24 protein-coding genes and 1 pseudogene are annotated in these 26,660 nt (G+C 52.2%); 22 read left to right on the plus strand and 3 right to left on the minus strand.

Going from position 1 to position 26,660, the window contains the following annotated elements:
* Positions 1–6: 6 nt before the first annotated feature.
* The 3 genes from C12CBH8_RS11990 to C12CBH8_RS01120 are packed head-to-tail and all read right to left on the minus strand — an operon-like array spanning position 7 to position 2,019.
* A complete protein-coding gene (locus tag C12CBH8_RS11990; protein ID WP_215533387.1) occupies positions 7–531 on the minus strand; it encodes a diacylglycerol kinase family protein in 525 nt (174 codons plus the stop codon).
* A 6-nt stretch (positions 532–537) separates the two neighbouring features.
* Positions 538–1,047 carry an rRNA maturation RNase YbeY gene (gene ybeY / locus C12CBH8_RS01115; protein ID WP_090264127.1) on the minus strand — a complete coding sequence of 170 codons (510 nt, stop codon included), beginning with the start codon at positions 1,045–1,047 and terminating at the stop codon, positions 538–540.
* Positions 1,048–1,056: 9 nt separating this feature from the next.
* Entirely contained in the window at positions 1,057–2,019 is a 963-nt protein-coding gene (locus C12CBH8_RS01120; RefSeq protein WP_090264129.1) for a PhoH family protein, read from the minus strand.
* A gap of 549 nt (positions 2,020–2,568) precedes the next feature.
* Here C12CBH8_RS01120 and C12CBH8_RS01125 point away from each other — a divergent pair.
* The 22 genes and pseudogenes from C12CBH8_RS01125 (at position 2,569) to C12CBH8_RS01230 (ending at position 26,650) form a co-directional block, all read left to right on the plus strand.
* Entirely contained in the window at positions 2,569–3,603 is a 1,035-nt protein-coding gene (locus C12CBH8_RS01125) for a CPBP family intramembrane glutamic endopeptidase (protein ID WP_215533388.1), read from the plus strand.
* On the plus strand, positions 3,600–4,058 hold the full coding sequence (tadA, locus tag C12CBH8_RS01130) for a tRNA adenosine(34) deaminase TadA (RefSeq protein WP_281389199.1): 459 nt from the start codon (positions 3,600–3,602) through the stop codon (positions 4,056–4,058). Before C12CBH8_RS01125 ends, tadA begins: the two co-directional genes overlap by 4 nt.
* Positions 4,059–4,858: 800 nt before the next feature.
* Positions 4,859–5,995, plus strand: coding sequence for a MarR family transcriptional regulator (locus C12CBH8_RS01135; protein ID WP_009258069.1), 1,137 nt, complete (start codon positions 4,859–4,861; stop codon positions 5,993–5,995).
* 16 nt (positions 5,996–6,011) lie between these two features.
* Positions 6,012–6,563, plus strand: coding sequence for a hypothetical protein (locus C12CBH8_RS01140; protein ID WP_009258068.1), 552 nt, complete (start codon positions 6,012–6,014; stop codon positions 6,561–6,563).
* Between the two features lie 249 nt (positions 6,564–6,812).
* Entirely contained in the window at positions 6,813–7,208 is a 396-nt protein-coding gene (locus C12CBH8_RS01145; protein WP_009258067.1) for a hypothetical protein, read from the plus strand.
* 40 nt (positions 7,209–7,248) lie between these two features.
* Positions 7,249–7,959, plus strand: coding sequence for a hypothetical protein (locus C12CBH8_RS01150; RefSeq protein ID WP_009258066.1), 711 nt, complete (start codon positions 7,249–7,251; stop codon positions 7,957–7,959).
* A gap of 11 nt (positions 7,960–7,970) precedes the next feature.
* Positions 7,971–8,963: a hypothetical protein gene (locus C12CBH8_RS01155; protein WP_009258065.1), complete on the plus strand. Its 993-nt coding sequence runs from the start codon at positions 7,971–7,973 to the stop codon at positions 8,961–8,963.
* Positions 8,963–10,339, plus strand: coding sequence for a C39 family peptidase (locus tag C12CBH8_RS01160; RefSeq protein WP_215533389.1), 1,377 nt, complete (start codon positions 8,963–8,965; stop codon positions 10,337–10,339). The genes C12CBH8_RS01155 and C12CBH8_RS01160 overlap by 1 nt, the downstream gene beginning before the upstream one ends.
* 36 nt (positions 10,340–10,375) lie before the next feature.
* Positions 10,376–13,441 carry a VirB4 family type IV secretion system protein gene (locus C12CBH8_RS01165; protein ID WP_071698951.1) on the plus strand — a complete coding sequence of 1,022 codons (3,066 nt, stop codon included), beginning with the start codon at positions 10,376–10,378 and terminating at the stop codon, positions 13,439–13,441.
* Between the two features lie 285 nt (positions 13,442–13,726).
* A pseudogene (locus tag C12CBH8_RS01170) lies at positions 13,727–14,473 on the plus strand (hypothetical protein); the annotation flags it as partial.
* A gap of 150 nt (positions 14,474–14,623) precedes the next feature.
* Complete coding sequence (locus tag C12CBH8_RS01175; protein ID WP_009258061.1) at positions 14,624–15,151, plus strand: DUF5697 family protein; 528 nt, start codon at positions 14,624–14,626, stop codon at positions 15,149–15,151.
* Positions 15,152–15,814: a DUF6100 family protein gene (locus tag C12CBH8_RS01180; protein WP_009258060.1), complete on the plus strand. Its 663-nt coding sequence runs from the start codon at positions 15,152–15,154 to the stop codon at positions 15,812–15,814. It begins immediately after the preceding gene.
* A 285-nt stretch (positions 15,815–16,099) separates the two neighbouring features.
* Positions 16,100–17,086: a hypothetical protein gene (locus C12CBH8_RS01185; protein WP_009258059.1), complete on the plus strand. Its 987-nt coding sequence runs from the start codon at positions 16,100–16,102 to the stop codon at positions 17,084–17,086.
* A gap of 17 nt (positions 17,087–17,103) precedes the next feature.
* Positions 17,104–19,020 (plus strand): VirD4-like conjugal transfer protein, CD1115 family, encoded by a 1,917-nt coding sequence (locus C12CBH8_RS01190; RefSeq protein ID WP_176834734.1) that lies wholly within the window; start codon positions 17,104–17,106, stop codon positions 19,018–19,020.
* A gap of 24 nt (positions 19,021–19,044) precedes the next feature.
* Positions 19,045–20,625 (plus strand): S1 RNA-binding domain-containing protein, encoded by a 1,581-nt coding sequence (locus C12CBH8_RS01195; RefSeq protein WP_009258057.1) that lies wholly within the window; start codon positions 19,045–19,047, stop codon positions 20,623–20,625.
* Positions 20,626–20,805: 180 nt separating this feature from the next.
* Positions 20,806–22,002, plus strand: a complete 1,197-nt coding sequence (locus C12CBH8_RS01200) for an AAA family ATPase (protein ID WP_009258056.1) — start codon at positions 20,806–20,808, stop codon at positions 22,000–22,002.
* Position 22,003: 1 nt separating this feature from the next.
* A complete protein-coding gene (locus C12CBH8_RS01205) occupies positions 22,004–22,651 on the plus strand; it encodes an RloB family protein (protein WP_009258055.1) in 648 nt (215 codons plus the stop codon).
* A 139-nt stretch (positions 22,652–22,790) separates the two neighbouring features.
* Positions 22,791–23,255, plus strand: coding sequence for a DUF4320 family protein (locus C12CBH8_RS01210; RefSeq protein WP_110503329.1), 465 nt, complete (start codon positions 22,791–22,793; stop codon positions 23,253–23,255).
* An 8-nt stretch (positions 23,256–23,263) separates the two neighbouring features.
* The gene (locus C12CBH8_RS01215) at positions 23,264–23,764 is read left to right on the plus strand and encodes a hypothetical protein (protein WP_009258053.1); all 501 of its coding nucleotides are present in this window, start codon (positions 23,264–23,266) and stop codon (positions 23,762–23,764) included.
* A 72-nt stretch (positions 23,765–23,836) separates the two neighbouring features.
* Entirely contained in the window at positions 23,837–24,406 is a 570-nt protein-coding gene (locus C12CBH8_RS01220; protein ID WP_009258052.1) for a DUF6550 family protein, read from the plus strand.
* Between the two features lie 80 nt (positions 24,407–24,486).
* Positions 24,487–26,181, plus strand: coding sequence for a DUF8193 domain-containing protein (locus C12CBH8_RS01225; RefSeq protein ID WP_071698949.1), 1,695 nt, complete (start codon positions 24,487–24,489; stop codon positions 26,179–26,181).
* On the plus strand, positions 26,156–26,650 hold the full coding sequence (locus tag C12CBH8_RS01230; RefSeq protein WP_242955397.1) for a prepilin peptidase: 495 nt from the start codon (positions 26,156–26,158) through the stop codon (positions 26,648–26,650). The genes C12CBH8_RS01225 and C12CBH8_RS01230 overlap by 26 nt, the downstream gene beginning before the upstream one ends.
* The last annotated feature ends 10 nt before the right edge of the window (positions 26,651–26,660 follow it).

Consider the following 26,660-nt stretch of genomic DNA (forward strand, 5'->3'; position numbering starts at 1 on the left):
ATAAGATCAATCCAGGCGGTCCGGCCCGGAGGATGAAGTGACGCCGTCCTTTTTCCCAGGATGCCGCAAAAAGGACAGCACCCCAAAAGGGCCGCGAAAAATAAACAGAACAAAAAGGGCGGTGACCGCTGCCAAAGGGATCACAGCCCAGGGAAAGGCGACAAAGAATAGGAAGAGGTTCTGGAACCCTTCCGGACGTGCAAAGAGGAAAACCGCCACTCCCACCGCCGCCAGGGAGGCGATCAGGACAGCGCCCGCCGCCGCATCCTTGGCCACGCGGGCCAACGGGTGACGGGCGGGGGAACTGAGATCCACAGCTTTTTCCACAGCGGTATTGACAGCTTCCAGCGCCGGAACCAATCCAAAGCACAGGAGCAGTACGGCGTATTCCCCCCGGCTCAAAGGGAAAAAGAGGGAAAAGGCCGTCACATAGCAGATGGCCGTCAAATGGATGCGCATATTGCGCTCATGGACGATGCAAAAGCCGATGCCGCGAAAGGCGTAGCCAAAACTTCTGAGCAGCCCCTTCATGACCGATCAGCGGTTGTCATCGGTAAACACATAGCTTCCGTTGCGGGGCAAGCCCAGCATAATAAGAACAGCCTCTTCCTTTTCCCGCATCTTGACGGCTTCAATGCCGCCGTTTTCATGGTCGTAGCCCAAGAGATGCAGCACCGAATGGGCCGTCAGGAATGCCACCTCGCGCTGGATGGTGTGTCCATACCGCTCGGCCTGGAACACCGCCCTTTCCATAGAGATAATGACATCGCCCAGCATCTTGGCGCCGGTTTCGGGATTTGTCTCGTACTGGCCGTTTTCTCCCAGAGGGAAGGACAGTACATCGGTTTCAATGTCCTTATTACGGAATTTGGCGTTTAATTCCCGGATTTGTTTGTCGTCCACAAAGCTGACGCTGACCTCGGCAGGGCCCTGGAAATTTTCCATTTTCAGCACAGCGTTGCAGGTGCGCCGGATGAGAAGGCGCAGTCCTGTGGGAATTTTTACTTCTTTTTGTTTGTTGTCAATCAATACTTTAATCTTGTCCATAACTGTCCGCTACTTCGAGCGTCTTCCCTCCTCATGTTTTTCATAGGCTTTGATGATGTCCTGAACCAGCTTATGCCGGACTACATCCTTGGCATTGAATGTGCACACCGCGATGTCATCGATGTTTTTCAGCACCTTCATGGCTTCGACTAAACCGGAACGCCGCCCATCCAAATCGATCTGGGTGATGTCGCCGGTGACAACGATTTTAGACTGAAACCCCAGCCGGGTGAGAAACATTTTCATCTGTTCCGGGGTGGTATTCTGCGCTTCGTCCAGGATGATAAAGCTATCGTCCAGGGTACGGCCGCGCATATAGGCCAGAGGAGCGACCTCGATGTTGCCTCGCTCTACGTATTTATGGTAACTCTCGCTGCCCAGCATGTCGAACAAGGCGTCGTACAAGGGGCGCAGATAGGGATCGACCTTGCTTTGAAGATCGCCGGGGAGGAATCCCAGCTTTTCGCCGGCCTCCACCGCCGGACGGGTCAGGATGATACGGTTGACTTCCTGGGCGCGGAATGCATTGACCGCCATGGCCACCGCCAGATAAGTCTTACCGGTGCCGGCTGGGCCGACGCCTAAGACGATGGTATTGTCCTCAATGGCCTCCACATACTTCTTTTGTCCCAGCGTTTTGGGACGGATGGGGCGGCCCTTGGAGGTGATGCAGATACAGTCGCTGGCCAGATTTGCCACCTTTTGCTCGCTGCCCTCCACCACGGACGACAGCACATACCGGATATTTTGTTCGGTCAGCGCCTCGCCTTTGTTGATCATGGAAAGCAGCGTGGTGATGGCCCGTACCGCCTTGCCCACCGGTTCGGGGTCACCGGTGATCTTGAGGTCGGAGCCTCGGTTGATGATGGAGACGCCGTACTCCTTCTCGATGGAGCGGATATTCTCATCAAAATTGCCGAAGAGGGCTACCGCTTGTTCCATACGGTCGACATTGATAATTTGTTCAAACATTCAGATACCTGCCTTATCCCAATCGAATGGGTGTGTCTCGTCAAAAAAGCACTGCTGTGGCTCCTGCCTGAAAATCCGGCAATTAGGTAAAGTGGATTCCTCGAAAGGCCACGCAAAAGGTGGATTATACAAATGAGGTTTTCATTGCAGTGCATAGCTTTGTGATATTCGCACAAAGCACAGAAAAACTAATATCTTTTGTTGTATTATAACATATTTAGATAGAAAAATCATCAAACAGCCAAAAAGTTTAAAATTTATTTACGCTTTTGTCGAAAAGTCGCGGAACCCCTTTCTAAGAAAAGCTGGATTATAAAGACGTCATTTTACCAGCATGTGAAAAAAGCGGGAAATGATGCATGGGAACTGCAATATTTGTGACGCCAAGTAAAATTTTCATGAATTCTTGTGTGGGATGGATGGGCTGTCTTGACAAGGGGGATTGAAATGGGATACCCTTTTAAAAGATAATCTGATTTTTGCACAAATCTTTTTGATTTCCAAGCACCAAATAAAATGCGTTTTTGCAAGTAGGAAAGGGATGGTCGGATGAATACCACTGGAATGCCGCCTCGTTACCCCATGGGACGGCCGATGATGGATCCACAGACGTATCACAAGGAGCACAAGCGTTTGTGGCATTTGGGAAATGGCATGGGACTTGCGGTGGTGGGGACCTTTGTGGTCAGCTTTCTGCTGAGTATGTTGCTCCTCTCGTTGCAGCAGCTTTTAGGGATGGATGATGTCTCCAGCATGAATGGGTTTGCCGGCGGGGAGATCCTTGATCAATTGACCGATATGATGCTGTATATTCCCACCATGCTGGCGCCTTTTTTGGTATTTGCCAAGCTCAGCGGCTATCGGCTCAGTTCCTTAACCCCTTTGGGGAAACCCAAGATATCCCTGCTGGTGCCGGGCGTGATGCTGGGACTGGGCGGTTGCATTGTGGGAAATATCTTGACGGCTCTGGTCTCCAGTTCTATGGGTGCGGCCGGCGTTGAGCTAAGTTCTCCTTCGGTATCTACGCCCCAGACGCTGGTGGGCCAGCTTTTGTTTTACACCAGCACAGCCCTGATCCCCGCCCTGGTGGAGGAATTTATCTTCCGGGGGGTGGTCATGCAGAGTCTCAGACGATTTGGCGACGGATTTGCCATTGTCATGTCGTCGGTGGTGTTCGCACTGATGCACGGCAATCTGGTGCAGGCTCCCTTTGCCCTGGTGGTGGGACTCACCATCGGTTATTTGGTCATCATCACCGGGTCCATGTGGGTGGGCCTTATCATCCATTTTTTCAACAACCTGTTTGCCTGCATTTTACAGGTGGTGTTTGACAGCATTAGTTTGGAACTCGCCTCGGTCATCTCCCTGGCGTACTACGGGATCCTCATTGCCTTGGGCGTGGTAGGGTATGTGGTTCTCCATTCCAAGAAGGCGGAATTCCACCGGTTTTACCAGCCCAACCCCAGCTTGACGACAGGACAAAAATTGTCGGCCTTCCTGCTCAACCCAGGAATGATTGTATCCATTGTGCTGATTTTGCTGGTCACAGCTCAATACGTCCATTTCGTAGGGTTTGGCGGATGAGGTTGCCGTGGGACGATGCCTATATGAGCCTGGCTTTTGAGGAGGCAAAAAAGGCTCAGGCAATTGGAGAAGTGCCGGTAGGGGCTATTGTGGTTCAAGGGGATCGCGTGGTTGGCCGGGGCTATAACCGGCGTGAAGTGGATCGAGATGCATTGGCTCATGCAGAGGTTCTGGCCATCGGGGAAGCGTGCCGTACACTGGGTAGCTGGCGGCTGGACGACTGCACGCTGTATGTCACATTAGAGCCATGTCCCATGTGCGCCGGAGCTATCTTGAACGCACGGATGAAACGTGTGGTTTATGGAGCGTCGGATCCTAAGGCTGGGTCGGTGGGCTCCTTGATCCACCTGTTTGAATTGCCCTATAACCATCGCCCCACTGTAACGGCAGGGGTATTGGAAGAATCCTGTTCGGAGATTCTCAGCCGTTTTTTTGCCGGACTCCGGGACGAATAGGATGGTAAAATACTATATTGCAGTAACCTGTAGAGAACAAAGAGCGCCATGGCTTTTAAGCTATGGCGCTCTTTCCGGTGTCTCCATCCGCGGGAAATAGGAGGTAAAAATAAAAAAGAACCTGGAACGCGAAATGGCTCCGGGCCTTGTCCGACTGCGCAAACAAAAGGAGAAATCCGGGATAGAACCGCGGGAAGCAGAAGATGAAAATAAAAAAACCTGGAGCGCAAAACGGCTCCGGGCCTTGCCCGACTGCGCAAACAAAAGAAGGAATCCGGGATAGAACCGAGGGAAACAGAAGGTAAAAATAAAAAAGAACCCGGAGCGCAAAACGGCTCCGGGCCTTGCCTGGCTGTGCAAATAAAAGGAGAAATCCGGGATAGAATCGCGGGAAGCAGAAGATGAAAATAAAAAAGAACCCGGAGCGCGAAATGGCTCCGGGCCTTGCCCGGTGGCACCCCCAGTAGGAATCGAACCTACAACTAACCCTTAGGAGAACAAATAACTCTTTGTCCTACGATTCCCTTACACTACATTCCGCTTCGTTTTGTGTCAATTTAGCCCAATGAATTTTTGGTTTCTCACGCCGTTTTGTGTCATTCTGCACAGTTTCAAGGCGCTGGAATACCTTTCGCGCAATTAGCAAAAAATTAGCAGACGGCATTTTTGAGCTTTTGTAAAAACGCAAATTAGCAGATTATTAGCAGAGCGGCCCGCCCGGGGTGTGTTATTTTTATACGCATCCCGGGCTATTTTATCATTTTTATGCAATAGAATCAATCTTAAAATAGGAGGTTTCCATGCCGGCTTATCAATTACAGATCAAACAGGTCGTGGATTACCCACGATGCCGGATTTATCGGCAATTCGTCCATCGGCTGATGGCAGACCGGAGCATTCGCACAAGCGGAGGCTCTGGTCTTTTTTATTTTACCGTGCTTTGCAGCTACGCAAACTTCCGCACTTCATACCGCCGCATTGATGGTATTAGCTATACCATCTATCCGGGCGAATGGGTCTGCACACTCAAGGAAGTGTCCCAATGGTTTCGCACACGGTTTCAATGCCAGGCGTTGACAGTGCTGGAACAACTGCAGAAACAGCACTTTATCACTTTTCATACACTGGATCGCGGCAATGTGATCCGCTATAAAATTTGCGACTGGGCGCGGCATAACACGGTGCTTGAATATAATGCTCCCTGCCAAAAGGATACCGGCTTTTTCTTTCTGCCCGTTTCCGTTGTCACAGATCTCATCAGCACAAGCCGATGCTCCGAAATGGATATTATTCTGGACCTCTGGGTTTCAGCCGTCTACAACGATAATCAGGTACAGGGGTCAGACCTGGGGCCAGTAGTCTATTTCCGCAACGGCACCGGCAATCCTCTTGTTGCCTACACTGAACTGGCTGTCCGCTGGGGGGTGTCCCGGGCGACAGTCGGCCGCGTCCTCAAAAAGCTGGCCGCACTGGACTATATCTCCCTTATGTCCTTCCCGGGCCGACACGGCAGCGTGGTCTATTTGAAAAATTACCTGTCCACCATGTTTGAAATATCGGATGTTATGGTGGACAAAGAGGAGGTCGCTATGACGCTCAACATCCATTTGGAACTCCCCGATGAATCAGGCTCCAGCCAAAACACACCAAGTATAGAGCATGAGGTTATCGTTTCAAACGAACTCAATAGCGTTTCAAAATCGCACATTGAAATTATCATCCAAAAGATGGCTCAAATCCTGATGGCACAAGGGATTTCGTGCTTTGGTTGTCCCCTCTCCCGCTATAAGTTATATCCCTTATCGGGCGACTGCCGGGAAGATTTACTACCCCGCGCACGGGAACAGTCAACGCTCTGTTTTGGCTTGTCCATTCTGTGCGGGAACAGGCAGGTCACCACTTTTGAACTTACACTCTCTCCCGTCGCGGAGAATTGAATAAGGAGGTCTTACCATGAAGAAATTTGTTGAAAAAGATGTCGCAGAAAACCCGCTGTACCATGATACCTGGAAACTGTTGAAAAAATACCGCGATGTGGTGTGGAGCCTGGAAATTTCTGTCCAGCATGTGCGTTCCAAGTTTGAGATCGAATACGGCACATCCATCGAGGAATTTCTGGATTCCATCTATCTGGCCGGCGCCGATCTGAATGGGAGCGATATTGAACACCATGCTAAGTGCATTGAGCGCAGCCACAAAATGCTGAAACTTTTGGATTCAGCAGTCGAATTGCTTCGTACCCGCCACAAGAACGGCGAGGCCTATTACTGGCTGCTTTACTACTCCTTCCTCTCCCCGCAGCAACTCAAAAATGTGGAGGAGATCATCGAGAATTTGCGTCCGCATATCCGGGACATCTCATTCCGTACTTACTACCGCAGGCGCAGGGAAGCCATTGACGCACTCAGTTCCGTACTATGGGGGTACACCTCCAAAGACAGTTTGGATATGCTGGAACAGTTCTTTCCAGCGCCAAAACCAGATGAAAAGGCCAAGGGCAAATAATTGGCAGAATACGGGAATGAAATTGGCGCATTCCTGCCCTTGAGCCGTAAATCCTGGTGTGCTAAACTGAATATGCTCAAACTTGCACCCAAAACTGAATGCAGGCAGTGAACGGCACCTTTTTCAAGGTGCTTTTTTGCTGCCCTAATGACCGGCCGATTGGGGAGGGAGCCCGCATCTATTACAAGAGCTGCGGGCTCCTCTTTTGTTTGAGTCCCGCATATTACATTTGGATTGGAGGTCCGAAAATTGAAAAAACGCAAGATTCCTCACCAAAAGCGAAACGGCGATACCAGCCCTCCGCGCCGTTTTTCCATTGGCAGAATCGCTTATATGGCGTTTCTGTGTCCCACCGTCTCATTGATGTTCAGCCAGCCGGCCTTTGCCGCAACCGATGTTTGGACAAAGGCCACAGAAATCATGCAGGATGTCTACACGCAGATCCTCGCTATCTCCACGATTGCGGCCATTGTGACCGCTTCGGTAGCATTGCTGCTCATGAATTTCTCCCGTTCTGGTAAAACGGTGGATGAAAGCAGAGCTTGGCTCAAACGAATTGTTATCACCTGGGCCATCTTAAACAGTCTGGGCTTTATCATGTCCTATATCGTCCCCTTCTTTGAGGGTGGTCAGTGGGCAGGTTGATCGGCATCACATTGATACCCGACGAAAGGAGGCATGACCTATGGGTATTCTGGACGGCATTGTTGAATGGATTGCAGAGCAGGTCATGGCGGGCCTTGACTTGATAACCACCTCGGTTTTGGGGGCACTGGGCTGCGATATGGCGGTATTTCTGCGCTACTTTCCCGCAGCCGAAACGATGTACAGCGTTTTTGTGGCACTGGGCATCGGTATCATTCTCCTTAACTGGGTGTGGCAGCTGTTCAAGAACTTTGGCCTGGGAGCCGGTATTGAAGCGGAAGACCCGCTCAAATTGAGCATCCGGTCCGTCATTTTTATTCTTTTAGCGTTCTTCTCCAATGAGATTGTCAGCATGATCCTGACCATCGGCGGCACACCGTATAACTGGATTATGGATTCGGAGCTGCCGGCACTCAGTTTTGCGGATTTCAATTCTGTCATGCTGGTCATCATCGGGGTGTGCGCCAATGGGGCTGTGGCCCTTATCACTCTGATTTTAGTCATCATTCTGGCGTGGAACTACCTGAAGTTGCTGCTGGAAGCGGCAGAGCGATATGTATTGCTCGGCGTGCTGGTCTATACGGCTCCAGTAGCCTTTTCCATGGGGGCAAGCCAGACAACATCAAACATCTGGAAATCCTGGTGCCGGATGCTGGGCGGTCAGATTTTTCTTCTGCTGATGAACGCCTGGTGCCTGCGCCTGTTCACGAGCATGGTTGGTTCGTTTATCTCCAACCCGCTCTCTTTGTAAGGAGGGCCATTTTGAAAAGACTCAAGAAAATTTTGTTCCTTGCGCTGATGGTCGCAGCTCTCTCCTGTCTGTTCTGCCAGCCTGCTTTCGCTATTTCGGAGGAAGAAGTCCAGGCACAAGTGGACGCCGTAGGCAAAGAAGCCGTTTCGGGGAATGTGCTGATCTGGTTTATGTGCGCAATCGGATTTCTTAAAGTATCACAGAAGATCGATTCTTTTATGGCAAGTCTGGGCGTCAATGTCGGCCATACCGGAGGCAGTATGCTGGCGGAGGCTATGATTGCGGCCAGGGGATTCAGCGGATTTAAGAGCTTTGCCAGCAATCACTTTGCGGGAGGCCGCAGCAGTCATTCCTCCCATGTCCGTGCAAACGGTGGCGGAAAAGGCGGTGCTGGATTCGGCGCTGGTTTTGCCAGCGGTGGCTTGGCCGGCGTGATTAAAAGGAATGTTACCAATAATGCGGTCAAAACGGCCACAACGCCCCCGGATGCCAAGCCCTCCGGATTAAGTGGGCTGGTCGGCGGCGCTGCAGGCGGCATCGGTGGACATATCTACGCCTCCTCCGTAAGCAAAGGAGGCAATTTTGCCAACAATGTCATAGGATCGGTTGCTACCGGGAGTATCACCCAGATGGGAACTATGACCGGGGATAAAGCTGTAGAAGCTCTGCATTCCTACATGGGTCATGCGGCATTGGAGCCCGGGGCCGAGAATATTCCCACTTATCAGAATGTGGAGATTGGCGGCGGCCGCATTACCGGCACAGAAGTCACTCCGGAGCATCCAGAAGGCATCGCTTTTGGTATGTATCATGCAGACCAGTATGTGGCGCCGGAAGGCCAATACACAACCGTTCACGCTGTAGATGGTACTGCCTGGTATAAGCAGTATGCCGCGGATGCGGTTGAAAAATCCCCCTATATGGCACCGGACGGCTCGATTGCCTATCACGAATCCATCGTGAAGAAACTGCCGCCTACTCCCAAAAGAAAGGACAAACTCTAATGGCTGAAGAACAAAAAAACAGCTCCGCCGAAACAGTAGATGCTGCGGCCTCTGCCGCACATACGGTCAAAGGCGCTATCAAAGCTGGCAAGGCCATCTCTGGAGCAGCGAAAGGCGCTGCCGCCGCCGGCCCCTATGGGGCTGTGGCTGGGGCCGTCTGGGCCGGCCGAAAGCACATCGGCAAAATCATTGCCGTCATTGCCATTCTGCTTTTGCTGCCTGTCCTTTTCCTCCTGATGCTGCCCGGCCTGATTTTTGGAGGGCTGGTCAATGCCTTTTCACCAGCTGATCCTGACACGCCTATCCTCAACAGCGAAACCGCCATCGTAGAAAACGCCAACGACATTACCTTTGCCATCAACGCCATTCTGGGTGAGGCGCTGGATGATGTGATGGCCCGTATCGAAGTGGACTTTGCCTCTTCTGGCGCCGACAAAATGGAGGTCAAAAACCCCTATTCTTCCGGCCTGGTCTACAACGCCAACCTCATCGTTTCACAGTATTGCGCTGCCCGGGATGAAGACTTTGAGAGCATTTCGCTGGATGACCTGTCCACTGTCCTGCGGGAGAACAAAGAGCATCTATACTCTTATACCAGTGTGCGGGAGAGCCGTGAGGTCACATCCGAAGATCCGGAGACCGGTGAGGAAACCATCTCCATCGAGATCTGGATGATCTATACCATTCGCTACAACGGCGAGTCTTATCTTGCCGACCATGTTTTCGCGCTTACGGATGAGCAGAAAGAACTGGCGTCCGATTATGCCTCTAACCTAAGTCTCTTTTTAGGCGACGGCCTGCTGCAAAATGTGGACGAGTGGACAGGGAACAGTATCCCCTCCCTTGGAGATGTAACCTTTACCGACGGCGGGACCCCGGTTGTTTATTACAATCAGCTGGATGAACGCTATGCCAGTCAACCCTATGGCACCGATAACATCGGCGGCTATGGGTGCGGGCCCACCGCCATGGCAATCGTGGTTTCCTCCCTCACGGACGATATGGTAGACCCGGTGGAAATGGCAAAGTGGTCATATGACAATGGCTATTGGTGCAAAAGCAGCGGCTCTTATCACGCATTGATCCCTGCTGCTGCGGAGGAATGGGGCCTTCCGGTATCCGGCTGCACGACTTCCGAGCCCCAGCGGATTCTGGACGCTCTCGCAGATGGCAAGCTGGTCGTGGCAATTATGTCCGAAGGCCATTTTACCTCATCCGGCCACTTCATTGTTCTCCGTGGCGTAAAAGACGGCCAGATCATGGTGGCTGACCCGGCCAGTTACAAGCGAAGCGGGCAGTTGTGGGATCTGTCCATCATCTTAAATGAAGCAAGCCGCCGTGCGGCAGCAGGCGGTCCTTTCTGGATTATTGGCTGACCGCACCGCACCCCGGCATCAGAAACGAGGTAATACATGAGCAACAAGAATGACCATGATATTTATATCATACCGCCGAACTTCATAGAAACAGGCACTTTTTTTGGCGGTATGTTCCGTGCGCGGAATGTGATTGAAGCCGGCATCCTGGCACTTGCCATTGGGACGCCGGTTTTTTTGTGCCTTCCATTTGGGCTGACCGCCCGCATTATTGCTTTATGCCTGACTGCGCTCCCGGTGGCATTGGTTGCCCTCATTGGCATTTCAGGGGAAAGTCTCTCGCAGTTTCTGATCACTTTTCTGAAATACCTGCGGAATCGCCGCGTTGTCGGCGGTGACGGTGAACAGCCCTGTGAAAAAACGGCTCCCTCCAAATCAGCCGGCAAGCATCTCAAACAGAAGCCTCCAAAGGAGAGAAAGCCCAAGGCGCCGAAGCGCCGGCGGTCTGGTGAAGCAGATTTCCCCGCTGAGTTTGATGAAGTCCGCGGATATGAAATCCGTGAAAAGCTCCGGCCCAAGAAAAATGCTAAAAAGGATCGTCCTGCCAAGGGCAATAAGGCAAAAAAGAACGCAAAAAAGCGCCATGAAAAGGAACGCCTGCCCAAACGCCCCGCCCGTGTCAAGGAGCAGAAGCCCGCCTGCCTCAATCCAGTGGCGGATTATCTGCCCATTGAGAAAGTGGAGAACGGCATTATCTATACCAAAGACCATCGCTTTGTCAAGGTGGTCGAAGTTGTCCCCATCAACTTTATGCTGCGCAGCGCCCGGGAACAGAGGAATATCATCTACTCCTTCGTTTCGTACCTGAAGATCTCGCCCATCAAGCTCCAAATCAAGGTTCTGACCCGCCGTGCGGACATCAACCGCCACCTGGACACGGTGCGCCAGGAGATGGCCCATGAGGAAAACGAGCAGTGCCGCTTGATGCAGGAGGATTACCTGAACTTTGTGCAGCAGGTCGGCTCCCGGGAAGCTGTGACCCGGCGGTTTTTCCTGATTTTCGAGTATGAGCCCTGGGCCAATACCCGGCGCTCCGAACAGGAAGATGAGGCAATCCAATCTCTCCAAAGTGCTGTCCACACGGCATCCAATTACCTGCGTCAATGCGGCAACGAGGTCGTTGTCCACGAAAACGAGGACGAATTTACCGTAGATGTTTTCTATAATTTGTTGTGCCGAAATGAAAGTGCGGTCAAGCCCCTGTCGGTACGGGCACAGGAAATTGTGGCACAGTATCTCGACAAGGGGCGGGAGGGCGAGATTGACCGCATCCCGGCGGCTGAATTTGCTGCTCCCAAAAGCATCGACTTCACCCATGGACGGTATCTCTGCATAGACGGGCTGTACTATACTTATCTGCTCGTCCCATCAGATGGTTACAAAACACAGGTGCCCGCGGGCTGGCTGAGTTTGATCGTCAATGCCGGTGATGGCATTGACCTCGATATGTTTCTTTCACGCCAACCCAAAGAGCGCATTATTCAGCGGGTCGGCCAGCAGCTCCGCATCAACCGGTCAAAAATCAAGGATGCCAGCGACACGAACACGGACTTCGATGATATAGACGGCGCTATTCGGAGCGGCTATTTTCTGAAGGAGGGCCTTGCGAATAACGAAGATTTCTATTATCTCAACTTGTTGATTACTGTGACTGCCCCTTCTGTGGAGGACCTGGAGTGGAAGGCCAGCGAAATAAAAAAGCTCCTGCTTTCGCAGGATATGGATGTCTGCAACTGCCATTTTCGGGAGGAGCAGGCATTTTGTTCTGCCCTCCCGCTGGTTTCCATGGAAAAGGGACTGTTCGAGCGTGGTAAGCGCAACCTGTTGACTGGAGGCGCGGCCAGCTGCTATCCGTTCACTTCGTTTGAGATGTGCGATGACAATGGAATCCTTCTGGGGGTCAACAAATATAACAGTTCCCTCATCATCGTGGATATTTTCAACTCTGCGATTTACAAGAACGCCAATATGGCGATCCTGGGTACCAGCGGCGCAGGCAAGACCTTTACGATGCAGCTCATGGCGTTAAGAATGAGGCGGAAAAACATTCCCGTTTTCATCATTGCACCGTTGAAGGGGCACGAATTCCACCGTGCCTGTGCCAATGTAGGCGGGGAGTTTATCCAGATTTCCCCGGCCAGCCCGCACTGCATCAATGTGATGGAGATCCGCAAGGTGGATCGGTCGGTCAGTGAGCTTCTGGACGGGCCGGGAATCCAGCTCTCCGAACTGGCCGCCAAAATCCAGCAACTCCACATATTTTTCAGTCTGTTGATCCCTGATATGTCTCACGAGGAACGACAGCTGTTGGATGAGGCTCTGATCCGCACCTACAATTCCAAAGGTATCACTCATGACAACGCCTCATTGGAAGACCCGGCCAATCCGGGCTACTACCGGGAGATGCCGGTGCTGGGCGATTTATATGAGATTTTGAAGGCCGCCCCGGAAACCACTCGCATGGCCCATATCCTCAACCGTCTGGTGAATGGCTCCGCCAGTACCTTTAACAAGCAGACCAATGTGCGGCTGGATAATAAGTACACCGTACTGGATATTTCCTCGCTTACTGGTGATTTGCTGACTGTGGGGATGTTCGTGGCCCTTGATTTCGTTTGGGACCGCGCCAAAGCTGACCGCACCGAGGAAAAAGCCATTTTTATTGACGAGTGCTGGCAGCTTCTTTCCGGCGCAGGCGCCACGGGTACCAGGCTGGCCGGTGATTTCGTTTTGGAAATTTTCAAGACGATTCGCGGCTTCGGTGGATCAGCGATCTGCGCCAGCCAGGACCTTAACGACTTTTTCAATCTGGACGAAGGCCGTTTCGGGAAAGGCATCATCAACAACAGCAAGACTAAGATCATTCTCAATCTGGAGGATGACGAAGCGGAGCGTGTCCAGGAAACCCTCCATCTCTCTGACGCAGAAACGATGGAGGTCACACACTTTGAGCGCGGCAGCGGTCTGATCTCCACCAATAACAACAATATCATGGTGGAGTTCAAGGCCAGTCCATTGGAAAAAGATCTCATAACCACAGACCGCAGGGAACTGCGGGAGCTTTTGGAGCGCAAGCGCCAAGAACAAGCTGATTCCGCTTAAAAGGCATTTTCTCTGGGAGGTGCGGAAGCGCCTCCCTTTATTGCGCGGAGTAGTGTAAAGAACATGGTTGGATGCTTTACCAACAGACGGCGGGGCAGTACCGTCCTCCGCAACCATTTAGAATTTTATATGAGGTGAGTCCAATGTATTCGACAATAAAGTAATCAAACAATGAATTTAGAGGTGATATAAAGCGAGTTTAAGAGTTTCTTTAAGCAAGTTGGAGGCAATGAAGGCGACAAATGCAAATATAACACCCGTTTAGATACTTACGGCTGCGGCTGTCAACACAACTGTAACTACTGCTATGCCCGTTCATTGCTTCATTTTCGTGGATTATGGGATGCGGCGCATCCTCGTGTTGCAGACATTGAAAAGGTCCGGCGGAAAATCCGCAGTCTCCCATCCGGAAGCATCATCAGGCTTGGAGGCATGACAGACTGTTTTCAGCCCTGTGAACTCCAGTACCGCACTACCTACCAGACCATCCAGGAGATGAATCTATGCAGGGTAAGCTATCTCATCGTCACGAAGTCTGCACTTCCCGCTGCCCCGGAGTATTTAGAGATCTTGGACAAGGAACTGGCCCATATTCAAATTACCGTGACCTGCCTGGACGATGCACAAACCGCCCAATTTGAAAAGGCCAGTCCTCCCAGCCAGCGCATCCGCGCAATTCAGGCTCTGCAAGCGGAAGGGTATGATGTGGCAATCCGATTAAGCCCCATCATCGAGGAATACATGGATTTCGACAAGCTGAATGATTTGGGAATTGAGCGGTGTGTGGTTGAATTTCTGCGCGTCAATTCGTGGATTAAGCAGTGGTTTCGGGGTGTTGATTTCTCTAAATATACCGTGCGGCAGGGAGGCTACTATCATCTTCCTTTGAAAGAAAAGCAGCGGATCGTGGAAAAAATCCATATTCCGCAGAAGACAATCTGTGAAGATGTAACGGAACACTATCAATTCTGGAGGGATTTTGTAAATCCCAATAAAGAGGATTGCTGTAATCTCCGGAAAACGCATCATTGACAGTTCCAATACGCCTATAAGACGCCTTTTTTTCCTACTATTCTCGAAAAACGCCGGATTGACGCTCTAATGGCGTCTTTCCACAATTCCTATTTAACAATGCGCTTTGAAGGCGTCTGATTGGCGCCTTTAATAAAGGAGGTGAGCCCCATGAAGACCAGGGCTGAAATCTATGGGAACGAGGCTACGGACTTGCTACGGATCGTGACGATGTACCCCGGCCTCTGTGAACACCAGCTTCTTTGTTTTCACCCTGGCAAAGAAGATACTACAAAGGCCCTGCTCTCTCATTTGGAGAGGCAGGGCCGCATTTTTCAAACAGACGGCGGTGGTTATTTCCTGGCAGGGCAAACACCAAAAACTGACCATGCGCTTGTCCGGGCAGTGTGGGTCCTGCTGGACTTCATCCGGCAGGTAGATTACCACGCTCCGGCTGATTTTCCCGTTAAACTCGTGTTTTTTGCCGACGGTGAATTATATGAGATTGCTTATATTGCCGCCGGGCAGGAGGCACTTGTCTGCCATGCTCTGCGGGGCAACAAAGGGGGAAGCCGCCGTATCATGCTGGTCGATACTCCGGCGCAAATCGCCCAAATCGACTGTCCGGGCATATCCGGATTTTGTACTGTAGACGAGGAAGGCCAGACAAATTATTTCAAGAAAGCAGGAGGCACATGATTGGATCGAAAACTAATATCCCACCGCATTGGAAGCATTCTCGACGATATATCCCGTCTGAGTAATGCGCTGTACGCGCTGGACACCACTGACATCCAGCGTTACCCCGACAACTATGAAACACTTTCCATAGATGCCGCTTTACGGGCAGAGCGGATTGCCTGCCGGCTGCGGCATCTGATTTATTCCAGCACAACCATCCGCAAAGGTGACTATCTCAAATCCGCCGGTGCAACGCACGGCATCACTGTCAACTGCGAGGACAGGGTGCTGGAGGTGACGCTGCCCTGTTTGCTGCCAAAGCGCAAACAGCGGCAAAGCGATGAGTTCCTGTTGGACCCGCTCTATTTTGTCCTTGATCAATACGCAAGAGAACACCCACTTCCGTATTACCGCGATTGCGTTGTCTGTTTCGCCCAGGTCTATGACCGGGCACTTCCCGACAGGCGGATACGCGATTACGATAATTTATCGGAAAAGCAATTACTGGATCTTCTCTCTTCCTTTGTGATGGCTGATGATACCGGCCTGTTGTGCGATGCCTATAACACGGCCGAACTGGGCGACCAGGATTGCACAAAAATCTATATCATGGAGAAGCAGCGTTTTCCGCAATGGCTGACGGAGCATAAAACGAGTCTACAATCCATCTCGGATTTTTGACCATTTTGGGCCTTCTCCGGCCCGACATCCAGCGAAGCGGCTGAAACGCCCGATTTTCCGGGCTTTTTCCCCTCATGGGGAGGCCCATTTTTACCGAAGTCCTCAGTCATTACGGTAAAAATCCTGTGCTTTCAAGGGAGGTGACTACTTGGGAAAAGCACCAACTATTTTCCACAGCCGGATACGCTTCCGTTCCGGCTTTTATCGCTGACCGCTATTTCGGGAGAGTTCCCCACCAGCCAGCTCAACCGCCTTCCCGCCAGCCCTTACTACTTGGAGGCGGTCGTGACTGCGCTCAAAAAGGCCGGACTGCTGCGCACCTACTACCGGGATCGGCTCCGGGGCTATCGGCTGGGGATCAAAGCCAAGTCAGCTCTGCTGGACGGATGGCCCGAGCGTTTTACATTCTGCCTTACAGGAGACGCAGAAACCAACCGGCTCAAAAGCGAAGCAAACCGGAGGTTTCGGCTCCACCGCCTCGCGGAAACCTATATTACTATGGGCAATGCCGGGGTATTGCTCTACCCGGATGAAAAGCCGAAGGTCTTTGCCCAGACCGGTTTTGGCGGCGAAACTGTAACATATCCCGCGTTTTACAGTTCACGCGAAGTCAAGGAGTTGGGGGCTGATGCCACCCAGATCCGAAGCTCCCGCTTCGCAGGGGTGCTGCTGGTCCCCACCGGCATCTTTGTGACCTACAATAGCGGGAGCGCTCTGATGAAGTGGCGCTACAAATCCGAACTGCGGGTAAAAACACTCCTCTGGAACATTCTATGCCAGCAGCGTCTGGCCCAGCAGTACCGTGTCGAACAGGTACATGGACTGGTATTGGGGGACAGCATGGACCTGGCCTACCAGATACTCACCAGTACCGGTGGGGCCAAGCATGACTACTTCATGCTGGACGGCAGCTACGACCACTTTTATTTCCTAACCAATGACCATCAGGGGGAGGTGATACTGGCGTTACTGTGTGACCCTGTGAAAACCGCGGAACTTGACCGCATTCTGTCACAGGGCCTCTACGCCGGCAATCCCGGCAGGGCCATGGAGCAGGATGCCGCAGAGCCGGATGGAACGCCGGTGCTGTTCGGTTACTTCTGCGATCTGCCGCGGATCGTGCGTTTCAACACCGCCCTCGAACTGATGGAACGCCCCGGTACGCTGATCTGCTTTGATTTTCAAGCAGATGTGCTGCGCCGCTATTGCAGTGACCGGGTACACCTGCAAACCATTGACTTTACAAAATTCGAGGGGAGGTTGTTCCCATAAACAAAAAGAAACTAATCATAGGCCTGGCAGCAGCGCCGGCCGCCGTATTTGCGATTCTATACGCAGGCGGTTTCCTGGCACAGCTGTTTGGCAATTACGCGGCGTGGAAACAGGGCGGCGGCATCCCCGGAGACGGAACTTCTCCGGCGATGGCGTCGCCTGATTTTTTTACCTGTCTGGCCTCCGTGTTTCATCCACCCTATGGAGTGTACGGTGTCCTGATCTGCATCGGCCTGTTGGCAATTTTGCTGCTCATGGTCATGCGCATGGGCTACAGCGATACCGGCGAATATGATACTGACCGGAATTTCATTTACTCGGCCAAGGGCACTTACGGTACTTCCGGCTGGATGAGCCGCAAGGAGATGGCCGGTGTGTTGGATCTGGTGCCTGACCTGCGCAAGCATAAAGGCGTTGTACTGGGAATGCTGGACAACAAGGCTGTCTGTATTCCCGAAAATCCCCATATCAACGGCAATCTGGCTGTGTATGGCTCCAGCGGCAGCATGAAAACCCGGTCCTTTTGCATGAATCGTATCCTTCAGGCGGCGGTCCGCGGAGAATCCCTGATTATTTCAGATCCGAAAAGTGAGCTCTACGAAAAATCCAGCGAGTATCTGCGGGATCAGGGGTACTGTGTCAAGGTGTTCAATTTGGTCAATCCGGAAAACTCGGACAGTTGGAACTGCCTTTCCGAAGTGGAGGGGCAGGAACTGATGGCGCAGCTTTTTGTAGATGTCATCATTAAGAACACCATCAACAACGGCAAGGGTGACCATTTCTGGGATTCCTGTGAGATGAACTTGCTGAAGGCCCTCGTCCTCTATGTGGACCAGAGTTATGCTGAACAAAACCGCAATATCGGAGAGGTGTACCGGCTGCTGACTTTAAGCGGCGAGTCCGATTTGGACAGCCTGTTTGAGAACTTGCCGCCCACCCATCCGGCCAAAGCGCCATACAGCTTGTATAAGCAGGCCAGCGATACAGTTCGTAGCGGCGTCATCATCGGCCTCGGCTCCCGTCTGCAGGTGTTCCAGTCGGAACTCATCAAGAAAATCACCACCCGGGATGAAATTGACTTGGAGCTGCCCGGCCAAGAGCGGTGCGCCTACTTCCTTGTTACCAGCGACCAGGACAGCACCTTTGACTTTCTGGCAAGCCTGTTCCTGTCCTTCTGCTTCATCAAGCTGGTGCGGTATGCAGACAAGAACTGCGAAGGAGGCAAACTGCCGGTACCGGTGCATGTCCTGGGTGAAGAATTAACAGCCTGCGGCACCATTCCAGACCTCTCCCGCCGGTTAAGCGTCATTCGTTCAAGGAATATCTCCATGAGCTGCGTATTTCAAAATCTGGCGGGCCTGCAAAACCGATACCCGCTCAATCTCTGGCAGGAAATTCTGGGCAACTGCGACGCGCAGTTGTTCCTGGGCTGCACGGATGAATTGACGGCGGAGTTTATTTCTTCCCGCACGGGACTGGCTTCCGTGTCGGTATCCAGCAAATCCAAGCAGTTGGGTACCTGGCGTATCTCCAACTACACGCCGGAATACCGGGAAACCTCCGGCGTCGGCAAGCGGCCTGTCCTCACCCCGGACGAAGTTCTGCGGCTGCCCATCACACAGGCGTTGGTCATCATCCGGGGACAAAAGGTACTCAAGGTAAACAAACTGGACTATTCCAAGCATCCGGAGTCATCCAAGCTCCGTTCCTGCAAGGCATCCGCCCATATCCCCGAATGGCGCAGGCTGGAACAGGAGCAACCGAAACCCTCTGCGGCGCAGCCAAAGCCGCAGGCTCCCGCGCCTAAAAAGCCAGTGAAGAAAAAGCCGAAGGCGGCCAGCACATCTACCAACACCAAGCAGACCGCAGCCGTTCCTACCGCAGAGGCTCCGAATGGCATCATCACGACAGATAAGGACTCGATCCTTTCTTAATACAAAACATAGGAGGTTAATTTTATGGCAACCAAGAAAAAAGTATTGCTGGAGCAGGAAACTCCTGTTCCTGAAAACACCGCCCCCGCGGACGGTACCATTTCTTCCGCCGGCCCCCCGGCTGATGCGGCGGCGCCGCCTGACAGTGACGATTTGAGTGCGCTGCTGGCCTCTATGGGTCAGACCAATGACAGCGCCTCTACGGATCAACCTGATGGCGACGCCACTTTGGAAGGCTCTGACCCTCCCCTTGAGTTTATGGAAACGGAGGCGTCTGATGAAGCTGCCCCCGAGGGTGACGGCACGGCCTCTGGCGCCCCTTCCGATTCGGATGAGCCTGCCGGATCGGCGGCCGGTGAGGAAGAGACTCCTTCCAATTTGTCTGCTGAAGGTGCAGATGACACCCCGGCGGAGACGGTTTCCGAAACTGCTGGGGAGCCGGCTCCCCCCAAGCCCAAGCGGGCACCCCGGCGGAAAAAGGCGGCGCCTGTGGAAGCTCCCGTACATGGCGAGAATGAGGACTCTGCGGAGGCTCCGGCTGCTGAAGAGCAGGCTGTGGAATCTTCCGCCTCTGTTGAGAATACGGCGCCGCCTGATGAGGGAGAAACACCCATTTCAGAGGATACCGCTCCCCAAGAGGAGGCGCCGGTAGATACTGCGTCTGCTCTGCGCCGGACCGCCGTAACACACCGCAGTGACACCTCTATCCTGACCATCCGCAGTCGTGAAGAGGTGGAAACACAGGAAGACCGCGAGGATGTCATTTGGCACGAGATCCACAACGCCTACCGCACCCGCCGCATCCTCACAGGTCAGCTGGGCGGCATTGAGCAGCTGGACAACCGCAAAACTGTGGCCGTAGTGGATTACAAGGGATTCCGCATCATTATCCCCATCAAGGAGATGATGATCAATCTGGGCCGCAGCCCTTCCGGCCAGGAGTATGCCGACCTGATGCTGCGTCAAAACAAGATTTTGGGGAATATGCTGGGGGCGGACATTGACTTTGTGGTACGCGGCATCGACTCCAAGACCCGCAGCGTTGTCGCAAGCCGCCGTGAAGCTATGATGCGGAAGCGCCAGACCTTTTATTTCGATTTGGACGCCGAGGGGAAGTACCGCATCTACGAGGGGCGTATTGTTCAGGCCCGGGTCATCGCTGTTGCGGAGAAGGTCATCCGCGTCGAGGTATTCGGCGTTGAAACCTCAATTCTGGCCCGTGATTTGGCTTGGGACTGGATCGGCGATGCCCACGAGCGTTTCTCCGTGGGCGATGAAGTGCTGGTCCGCATTCTCAATGTGCGGCGCAACAGCCTTGAAGACCTCGGAATCCGTGCCGACATCAAGAGCACATCTGAAAATACCGACCGGGACAATCTCCAGAAGTGCCGAATCCAGGGTAAATACGCCGGAAAAGTGACCGATGTACACAAGGGTGTGGTTTATGTCCGGCTTGCCAATGGCGTCAATGCGGTAGCTCATTCCTGTTATGACTACCGGATGCCCGGAAAGAAGGATGATGTATCCTTTGCCGTCACCCATTTGGATGTGGAGCGCGGCATCGCTCTTGGAATCATCACCCGGATCATCCGGCAGAATCTGTAAACCGAAAACCGCCTGGGAAGTATCAAATAACTGCTTCTCGGGCGGTTATTTTATTATTTCAATCCTAACGCATATACATCCTTCCAACCCTCTCTATTTTTAATTTTATTTTCCGTTTGCGTTGATTTTTCACAAAATACGGGATATAATATATAAAAACACTGGATTAGGAGGTTGTTTATGCTGATTCAATTTAGTGTAGAGAACTATCTGTCTATCAAAGATAAAGTTGTCTTATCCCTGCTGTCCAGTAGGGACAATGAGCATCCAGAGCATCTCATCGCAGATGGAAACAAAAACTATCTGAAATCCGCTGTTATCTATGGAGCCAATGCTTCTGGGAAGTCTAATGTCTTGAACGCATTCTGGTTTATGGTAAACTATGTGCTGACTTCTCATAACCAGCAGCTCCATAAAACGATTGCGCGTTCACCATTTAAGTTCGATCCTGAAACACCTGCTCGCCCCAGTAGTTTTGAGGTCATCTTTACCACAGAAGGCGTTCGATATGCGTATGGCTTTTCTGTAACAGATAAGGCTGTCACGGAGGAATACCTATACTACTATCCCAACGGCAGACAGGCGCTTATTTTTGAGAGAAAAAACACCAAGGATTTCCGTTTTACGGTCGATGTTGATGAGCAAAACACACTCAAGGAGCGCACCTCTGCAAACAAGCTCTACTTGTCAGTTGCATCAAACTGGAGTTACGCCAAAGTGATCCCTGTCCTGGAGTGGTTTGCCTCCTGTCAAATCATCACGAAGAATTCCGTGGCGGATGCCTATGGAATTGAAGCAGAGCAGTTGAAAAATGACGACTACCGGCGTGTAATCGCATCTATGCTGCGTGTTGCAGATTTGGGAATACAGGCGCTCCAAATGCGCGATTCAGACCCTGCGCCTTCTCAACGCAGTGACATTTTTGCAAATATTGATGCCATTCATACGGTACATGACGCCAACGGAAATGCGTGTTCCTATGCCTTGAATATGGCAGAGGAATCTGACGGCACCAACAGTTATTTCAAGCTGATCGGTGTTGTGAAAAAGGCTTTAGACCTGGGGACGCTTCTTGTGGCTGATGAAATGGACGCACACCTCCATCCACTTCTGACCAAGCATCTGGTGTCCCTTTTCGACAGCACAGAATTTAATCCCAAGGGTGCTCAGTTGATCTTCACATCACACAGCACCAACCTTCTTGATTTGGATTTCTTGAGAAGAGATCAGATTTGGTTTACAGAAAAAGATGAGCAGACCGCAGCCACAGACTTGTTCTCCCTTTATGATTTTTCCATTCGCAAGGACACCAAAGTAGAAAAGGGATATTTGATCGGCCGTTTTGGTGCAATTCCTTTTATCAAGGGAGGGCTGTAAAATGGCACGGGGACAGATTGAAAAGCGTGGACAGCGACGCAGGAAATTAAAACCCGTCATTCTGATTGTGACGGAGGGCTCGCAAACCGAGCCAAAGTATTTTGAACATTATCGCAGCCGCCAGACCAACATTGATATTCGCGTGGTCGGCAGCCACACCAAAGGGGGCGAAACCGATTACCTCGCTCTGATTCGGAAAGCTGTGGAATACCAAAGCAAAAATCAGCTTTCTGTATCCAATGGCGATGCTGTATGGGTCGTTGCAGACGGTGATGTGAACTATAATACCCCTGATCCTATCGCGGCCAAAGACAAATTGCTCTCCAAAGCACAGAAAATGGCTGATGCAAAGGGCATTCATATTGCGCTCTCTAATCCTTGTTTTGAATTTTGGTATCTGCTTCACTTTCAGTACACCACTAAGTTTTTCAAGGATTATCCTGCAGTAAAGAATGCCTTGACCACTTACCTTCCGGATTATGAGAAAACCGGCGATGTGTATTCCCAGTTGTCTGCTCATACAACCAATGCTCTCCAGAATGCCAAGCGTGTAGAGCAATATCATCTTCAAAATGGCAGCAGCAAACCGTTTGGAATCGCCGTCAATCCATTCACCGATATTTATCAACTGGTGGAATCGCTGCTGTAATTGGCACAGGATTGTCCTTGCATTGGCACAGCCTTGCCCTTGAGCCGTAAATCCATATCTGTTATACTTGGTACAGTCAAAAATTTGTAATGCAGCCGCTCCGGCCGGGAGCGGCTGTTTTTATTTCTGAGTAAAGGTGGTGGTTTTTATCCATAGCATACTGCAAAAGCTCCGCAGTGCATTAAAAAATGAGCGGGGCGAGGCCAACTACTTTTCCACGGTGGTGTTTATCTTCATTGCCGTTGTTTTGCTGGCCTTTATCATCGACTTGTTCGGTATTATCTCTACAAAACAGGAGCTTGACCATGCAGCCGATCAGATGGTCAAGCAGATCCAGTTGTCCGGCGGCATCAACAGCGAGACGGATGCTCTCTTTGATTTCCTCTGTTCGGAGATCGAGGGGGCCGACAATATCACCTATTCGATTGACGCCACATATAAATCTCCCACACCTTCCGGGATGTCCCGGGCCATCCAGTTGGGAACGCCCTTCTATATTACCATTGAGGGGGATGCCAAGCTGGGCGGCTTCTGGAATCTGGATCTGGTCAACATCACGGTGGTGGCCCGCGGCTCCGGCGTTAGCGAACATTACTGGAAGTGAGGTGGCCTATGAAGCGTTTATTCTCACAGCTGCACCGGCCGCTCCGCAACGAGCGGGGGGAGATCACCTTCTTCGCCTGCTTCTTTGTGGTTGGAGTTGTCATGCTCATTTCTTTCCTGCTACTGTATGCTTCGGTGAGAATTACTTGCATCAACATCCGCAACGGGGCTAAAATGGAGCTGAACAATCTGAGCGCCACCATCTACGCAGATACTTACCGCTCCCAGAGGGAAACCAATTTTGAAGAGTATTTACGCACCCTCTACTCCAGCCGGGACTACACAGAAATGCTGGAGGCCACAGTTGCCGGCGGCCTTGCTGAAAAGGTCCCTCTCTCTACCGATGACTACACGGTTTCCGACATCAGCCTTGAATTCAATGTGGTGGGCGACCGTGTGGAATACATCTTTTACTGTGATGTTGACTTCTATGTGCGGATGTTTGGACACAGTTACCCCACCATTACCCAGCGGGTAGAACTGACCGGCTACCACAACACCAAATTTTAGCCGTGCTGTTGAAAATTCAGCCAGAACTACAGTATAGGCTTTATATAACAGCAAAAAAGGAGTGTATCACACATGAAGAAGTTTTTCCAATCCAAAGGCTTTATCGTTACTTCGCTGGCCGTCCTCTGTGTTGCCATCCTGGGTGTCTGCTGGTTTGCCAGCCGGGATCGCACAGAAGATTTCAAGCCGGAAGAATCCCCGCCCAGCAGCACGACCAGCGATTGGTCGGATGGCGGCACACAGACAGACGGTGAGAGCGGCGCCGGAGCCTATGCGCCCGGCCAGTCCTCCAGTCCTGAAGAGGAGTACCCCAAGGTGACCTCCGAAACTGAGGATGAAGTCGTGATCGACTTCACGGACACGGAGAAACCGGAAACAACGCCTCCGCCCGTGCCAGAAGGGAAAACCGAGCGGGAAGACCCCGGTGAAGATCATCCGGTCAATCCTGACCCGGAAGTGCCCAAGGTCACCACTCCCCCTGCGGAAAAGGAGCCGGCCAATAATGAGCCGGCCCCCGGGGCCAGCAATGGCAACGGTGCCGTATATGATCCAGTGTTTGGGTGGATTGTCCCCGGTAATGGACAAGAAACTATTGGAGATAGCGATGGAGACATCAACAAGCAGGTCGGCAATATGGGCTGACCAATCTATGACTGAATATACCCCTGATTGGCCGTCACAGAATTGTGGCGGCCTTTCTATTTTAAGAAGAACGGAGTGTGATGTATTTGAAGCGACTTCTCGCCCTCCTGTGCAGCCTTGCCCTGGTATTTTGTTTGCTCCCTTCCACCGCGTTTGCAGAGGGCGGTAACGGAAATATTGACGGTGGTGGCGGCAGCATGGGCCAAGGCACATCCTCTAATTTCTGGAATCCTGGAAATGATGGTGTGCGAATCACCGTTGTGGATGCCGATAGCGGAAACGCAATATCCTCACCGATTGATTTTACAAATCGATCTCAAAATAATGTCGTTCACTTTGGAAAAGTGAACAAGTTGCAGTATCTTGCCGGCACTGCACTTACTCCCCAATCAGGCGCAGGTTATGACTATACAAGGCCAATACAGTCTATGCCCACCATCGTCAGCAGTAAGGGGCAGAGCAATATTGAGGCCATCAAGCGGTATTTTTGTTCGGAATATGCCTGCCAGATGGTTGCCCAGGCGGCCGGTGTGGACTATGAGCGGATGATCGCTGGCGACTATAAGCTGCTGATCGAGCCCATTGCATACTTTACGCATAACGGCCAGTATTACTGTATGACCGCTACAGAGGCGGCGCTGTATGACCAAAAATCTGGCGGGGCGCTTCGGAAAACCATGACTTCCCTCACCCACAAGAATCTGCCTCTGTCGATGTTTTTGGAATTTAGCGATCTCGGCCTGCCCGCATGGACAGGCAGCACCACAAGCAAGCAGAGCAACGCTGACATCATCAGCAGTCTGGGCGTCGGCATTGTCTGGTTTGATGAGCGCCCGCCCGAAGGGGAAATTGAAGCGCCCGATGTAGAATATCGGGTAGACACGGATGTGATCACATCCGTTACTCTGCGGACGGATACAGATTTAACACCGGACAATCCGGCCTCGGTGACCTTCCATATTCTCGGCACCACCTACCGGGTCAACGATATAGTCATCCCGGCAGGCGACAGCCAGGTGGTCTGGGTCAAATGGCACACGCCCTCCACTCCACAGTCGGTAACCATCACGGTTTCCGTCAGCGGGGCCTATACCGCACAAGATACCTTTGTTGCGGAGATCGTGGACTTGAACGAACATATCCCTCCAGATCCGACAGCAACGGATACCAACCCCAACTACACCGTGCCCTCACTCCCCAATGAGCCGCAGAAGCTCACTGCCAACTGGGGTGTATGGAGCTGCTACTGGGTACCGGTTTGGGTTTGGTGTGACCACGATGACTGGGGGCACTGGGTCGATGAAGGCTATTGGGAGTACGAGTACACCGGCTATTCTGCCTCCATCAGCGGTGTGATGTCCCTGATGCCGGATGATATTGTGCCCACGGCCTCCGGGAAGTCAATGAAGAGCGGGTATGGCGTCAAGCAGGATGTGACAGCCACCCTTTCCACCGACTCGCCCACCAGCCATATCACCCATCCGCAGACGGCATTTTCCGTGTTTCCCGAGTTCCAGTACGAAACATACTTGCGCCTTCTGCAGCGGGTGTCCAGCGGCCGGAGCGCCAAATTCACCTTCCAGCCCAATGAGTTCTCTACCTATAACCGGGCTGTGCATTTCAGTCCGCTATGGTTCCCGGATTCCACAGATTATACCGTCTTCACCCAGGTCTGGGACACTTGGACCCCTGATGGAATGTTGAGCATCAACCTGAACGACTATGTTTCAATCGATGGGAGCCTTTATGATGATTGGTACACCAACCGCGAGTAGCCTGTGGCCGGCATACCTGCTCACCGTTTTCTCTGTTGTGGCTGGTTTTGCTGTTTATGATATTCTGTATAGGCGGGTGCCGGATCGGGCGCTCGCCTTTTTTATGCCCTTCGCCGCTCTGGCTCCGTTGCTCAAGGTCTGCCTTGCCGGGGACGGTGGGCAGCTCTGGCCCACCGTTGCCGAGGCTTTGGCGGGGGCATTGCTTGGCTTTTGCATCCCTCTGGCTGCTGCCATGGCAACGGGTGGAACTGGGCTTGGAGGAGGCGATATTAAATTCTGTGGGATACTTGGGCTGATTTACGGCCCTTCCGGGATGGCTCTGGTTTTCTTTGTGGCCGCAGTCTTTGCCATGCCGATGGTCCTTCTGTTCCGAAGGCTTTCCCGGCTCCGCCAGCCCATCGCCATCCCGTTCTTACCTTTTCTTGCCTGCGGCTGCTCTGTTGCAACGCTGGCTGAACTATTTTTATGACAGGAGAATG

Source organism: Solibaculum mannosilyticum (assembly GCF_015140235.1).
Taxonomy (GTDB): Bacteria; Bacillota; Clostridia; order Oscillospirales; family Acutalibacteraceae; genus Solibaculum; species Solibaculum mannosilyticum.

Bases quoted from the DNA above. Each gene is read 5' to 3' on its own strand.
- C12CBH8_RS11990 (WP_215533387.1), bottom strand. From the start codon at position 531: ATGAAGGGGCTGCTCAGAAGTTTTGGCTACGCCTTTCGCGGCATCGGC.
- ybeY (WP_090264127.1), bottom strand. From the start codon at position 1,047: ATGGACAAGATTAAAGTATTGATTGACAACAAACAAAAAGAAGTAAAA.
- C12CBH8_RS01120 (WP_090264129.1), bottom strand. From the start codon at position 2,019: ATGTTTGAACAAATTATCAATGTCGACCGTATGGAACAAGCGGTAGCC.
- C12CBH8_RS01125 (WP_215533388.1), top strand. From the start codon at position 2,569: ATGAATACCACTGGAATGCCGCCTCGTTACCCCATGGGACGGCCGATG.
- tadA (WP_281389199.1), top strand. From the start codon at position 3,600: ATGAGGTTGCCGTGGGACGATGCCTATATGAGCCTGGCTTTTGAGGAG.
- C12CBH8_RS01135 (WP_009258069.1), top strand. From the start codon at position 4,859: ATGCCGGCTTATCAATTACAGATCAAACAGGTCGTGGATTACCCACGA.
- C12CBH8_RS01140 (WP_009258068.1), top strand. From the start codon at position 6,012: ATGAAGAAATTTGTTGAAAAAGATGTCGCAGAAAACCCGCTGTACCAT.
- C12CBH8_RS01150 (WP_009258066.1), top strand. From the start codon at position 7,249: ATGGGTATTCTGGACGGCATTGTTGAATGGATTGCAGAGCAGGTCATG.
- C12CBH8_RS01160 (WP_215533389.1), top strand. From the start codon at position 8,963: ATGGCTGAAGAACAAAAAAACAGCTCCGCCGAAACAGTAGATGCTGCG.
- C12CBH8_RS01165 (WP_071698951.1), top strand. From the start codon at position 10,376: ATGAGCAACAAGAATGACCATGATATTTATATCATACCGCCGAACTTC.
- C12CBH8_RS01175 (WP_009258061.1), top strand. From the start codon at position 14,624: ATGAAGACCAGGGCTGAAATCTATGGGAACGAGGCTACGGACTTGCTA.
- C12CBH8_RS01195 (WP_009258057.1), top strand. From the start codon at position 19,045: ATGGCAACCAAGAAAAAAGTATTGCTGGAGCAGGAAACTCCTGTTCCT.
- C12CBH8_RS01200 (WP_009258056.1), top strand. From the start codon at position 20,806: ATGCTGATTCAATTTAGTGTAGAGAACTATCTGTCTATCAAAGATAAA.
- C12CBH8_RS01205 (WP_009258055.1), top strand. From the start codon at position 22,004: ATGGCACGGGGACAGATTGAAAAGCGTGGACAGCGACGCAGGAAATTA.
- C12CBH8_RS01215 (WP_009258053.1), top strand. From the start codon at position 23,264: ATGAAGCGTTTATTCTCACAGCTGCACCGGCCGCTCCGCAACGAGCGG.
- C12CBH8_RS01220 (WP_009258052.1), top strand. From the start codon at position 23,837: ATGAAGAAGTTTTTCCAATCCAAAGGCTTTATCGTTACTTCGCTGGCC.
- C12CBH8_RS01225 (WP_071698949.1), top strand. From the start codon at position 24,487: ATGTATTTGAAGCGACTTCTCGCCCTCCTGTGCAGCCTTGCCCTGGTA.
- C12CBH8_RS01230 (WP_242955397.1), top strand. From the start codon at position 26,156: ATGATTGGTACACCAACCGCGAGTAGCCTGTGGCCGGCATACCTGCTC.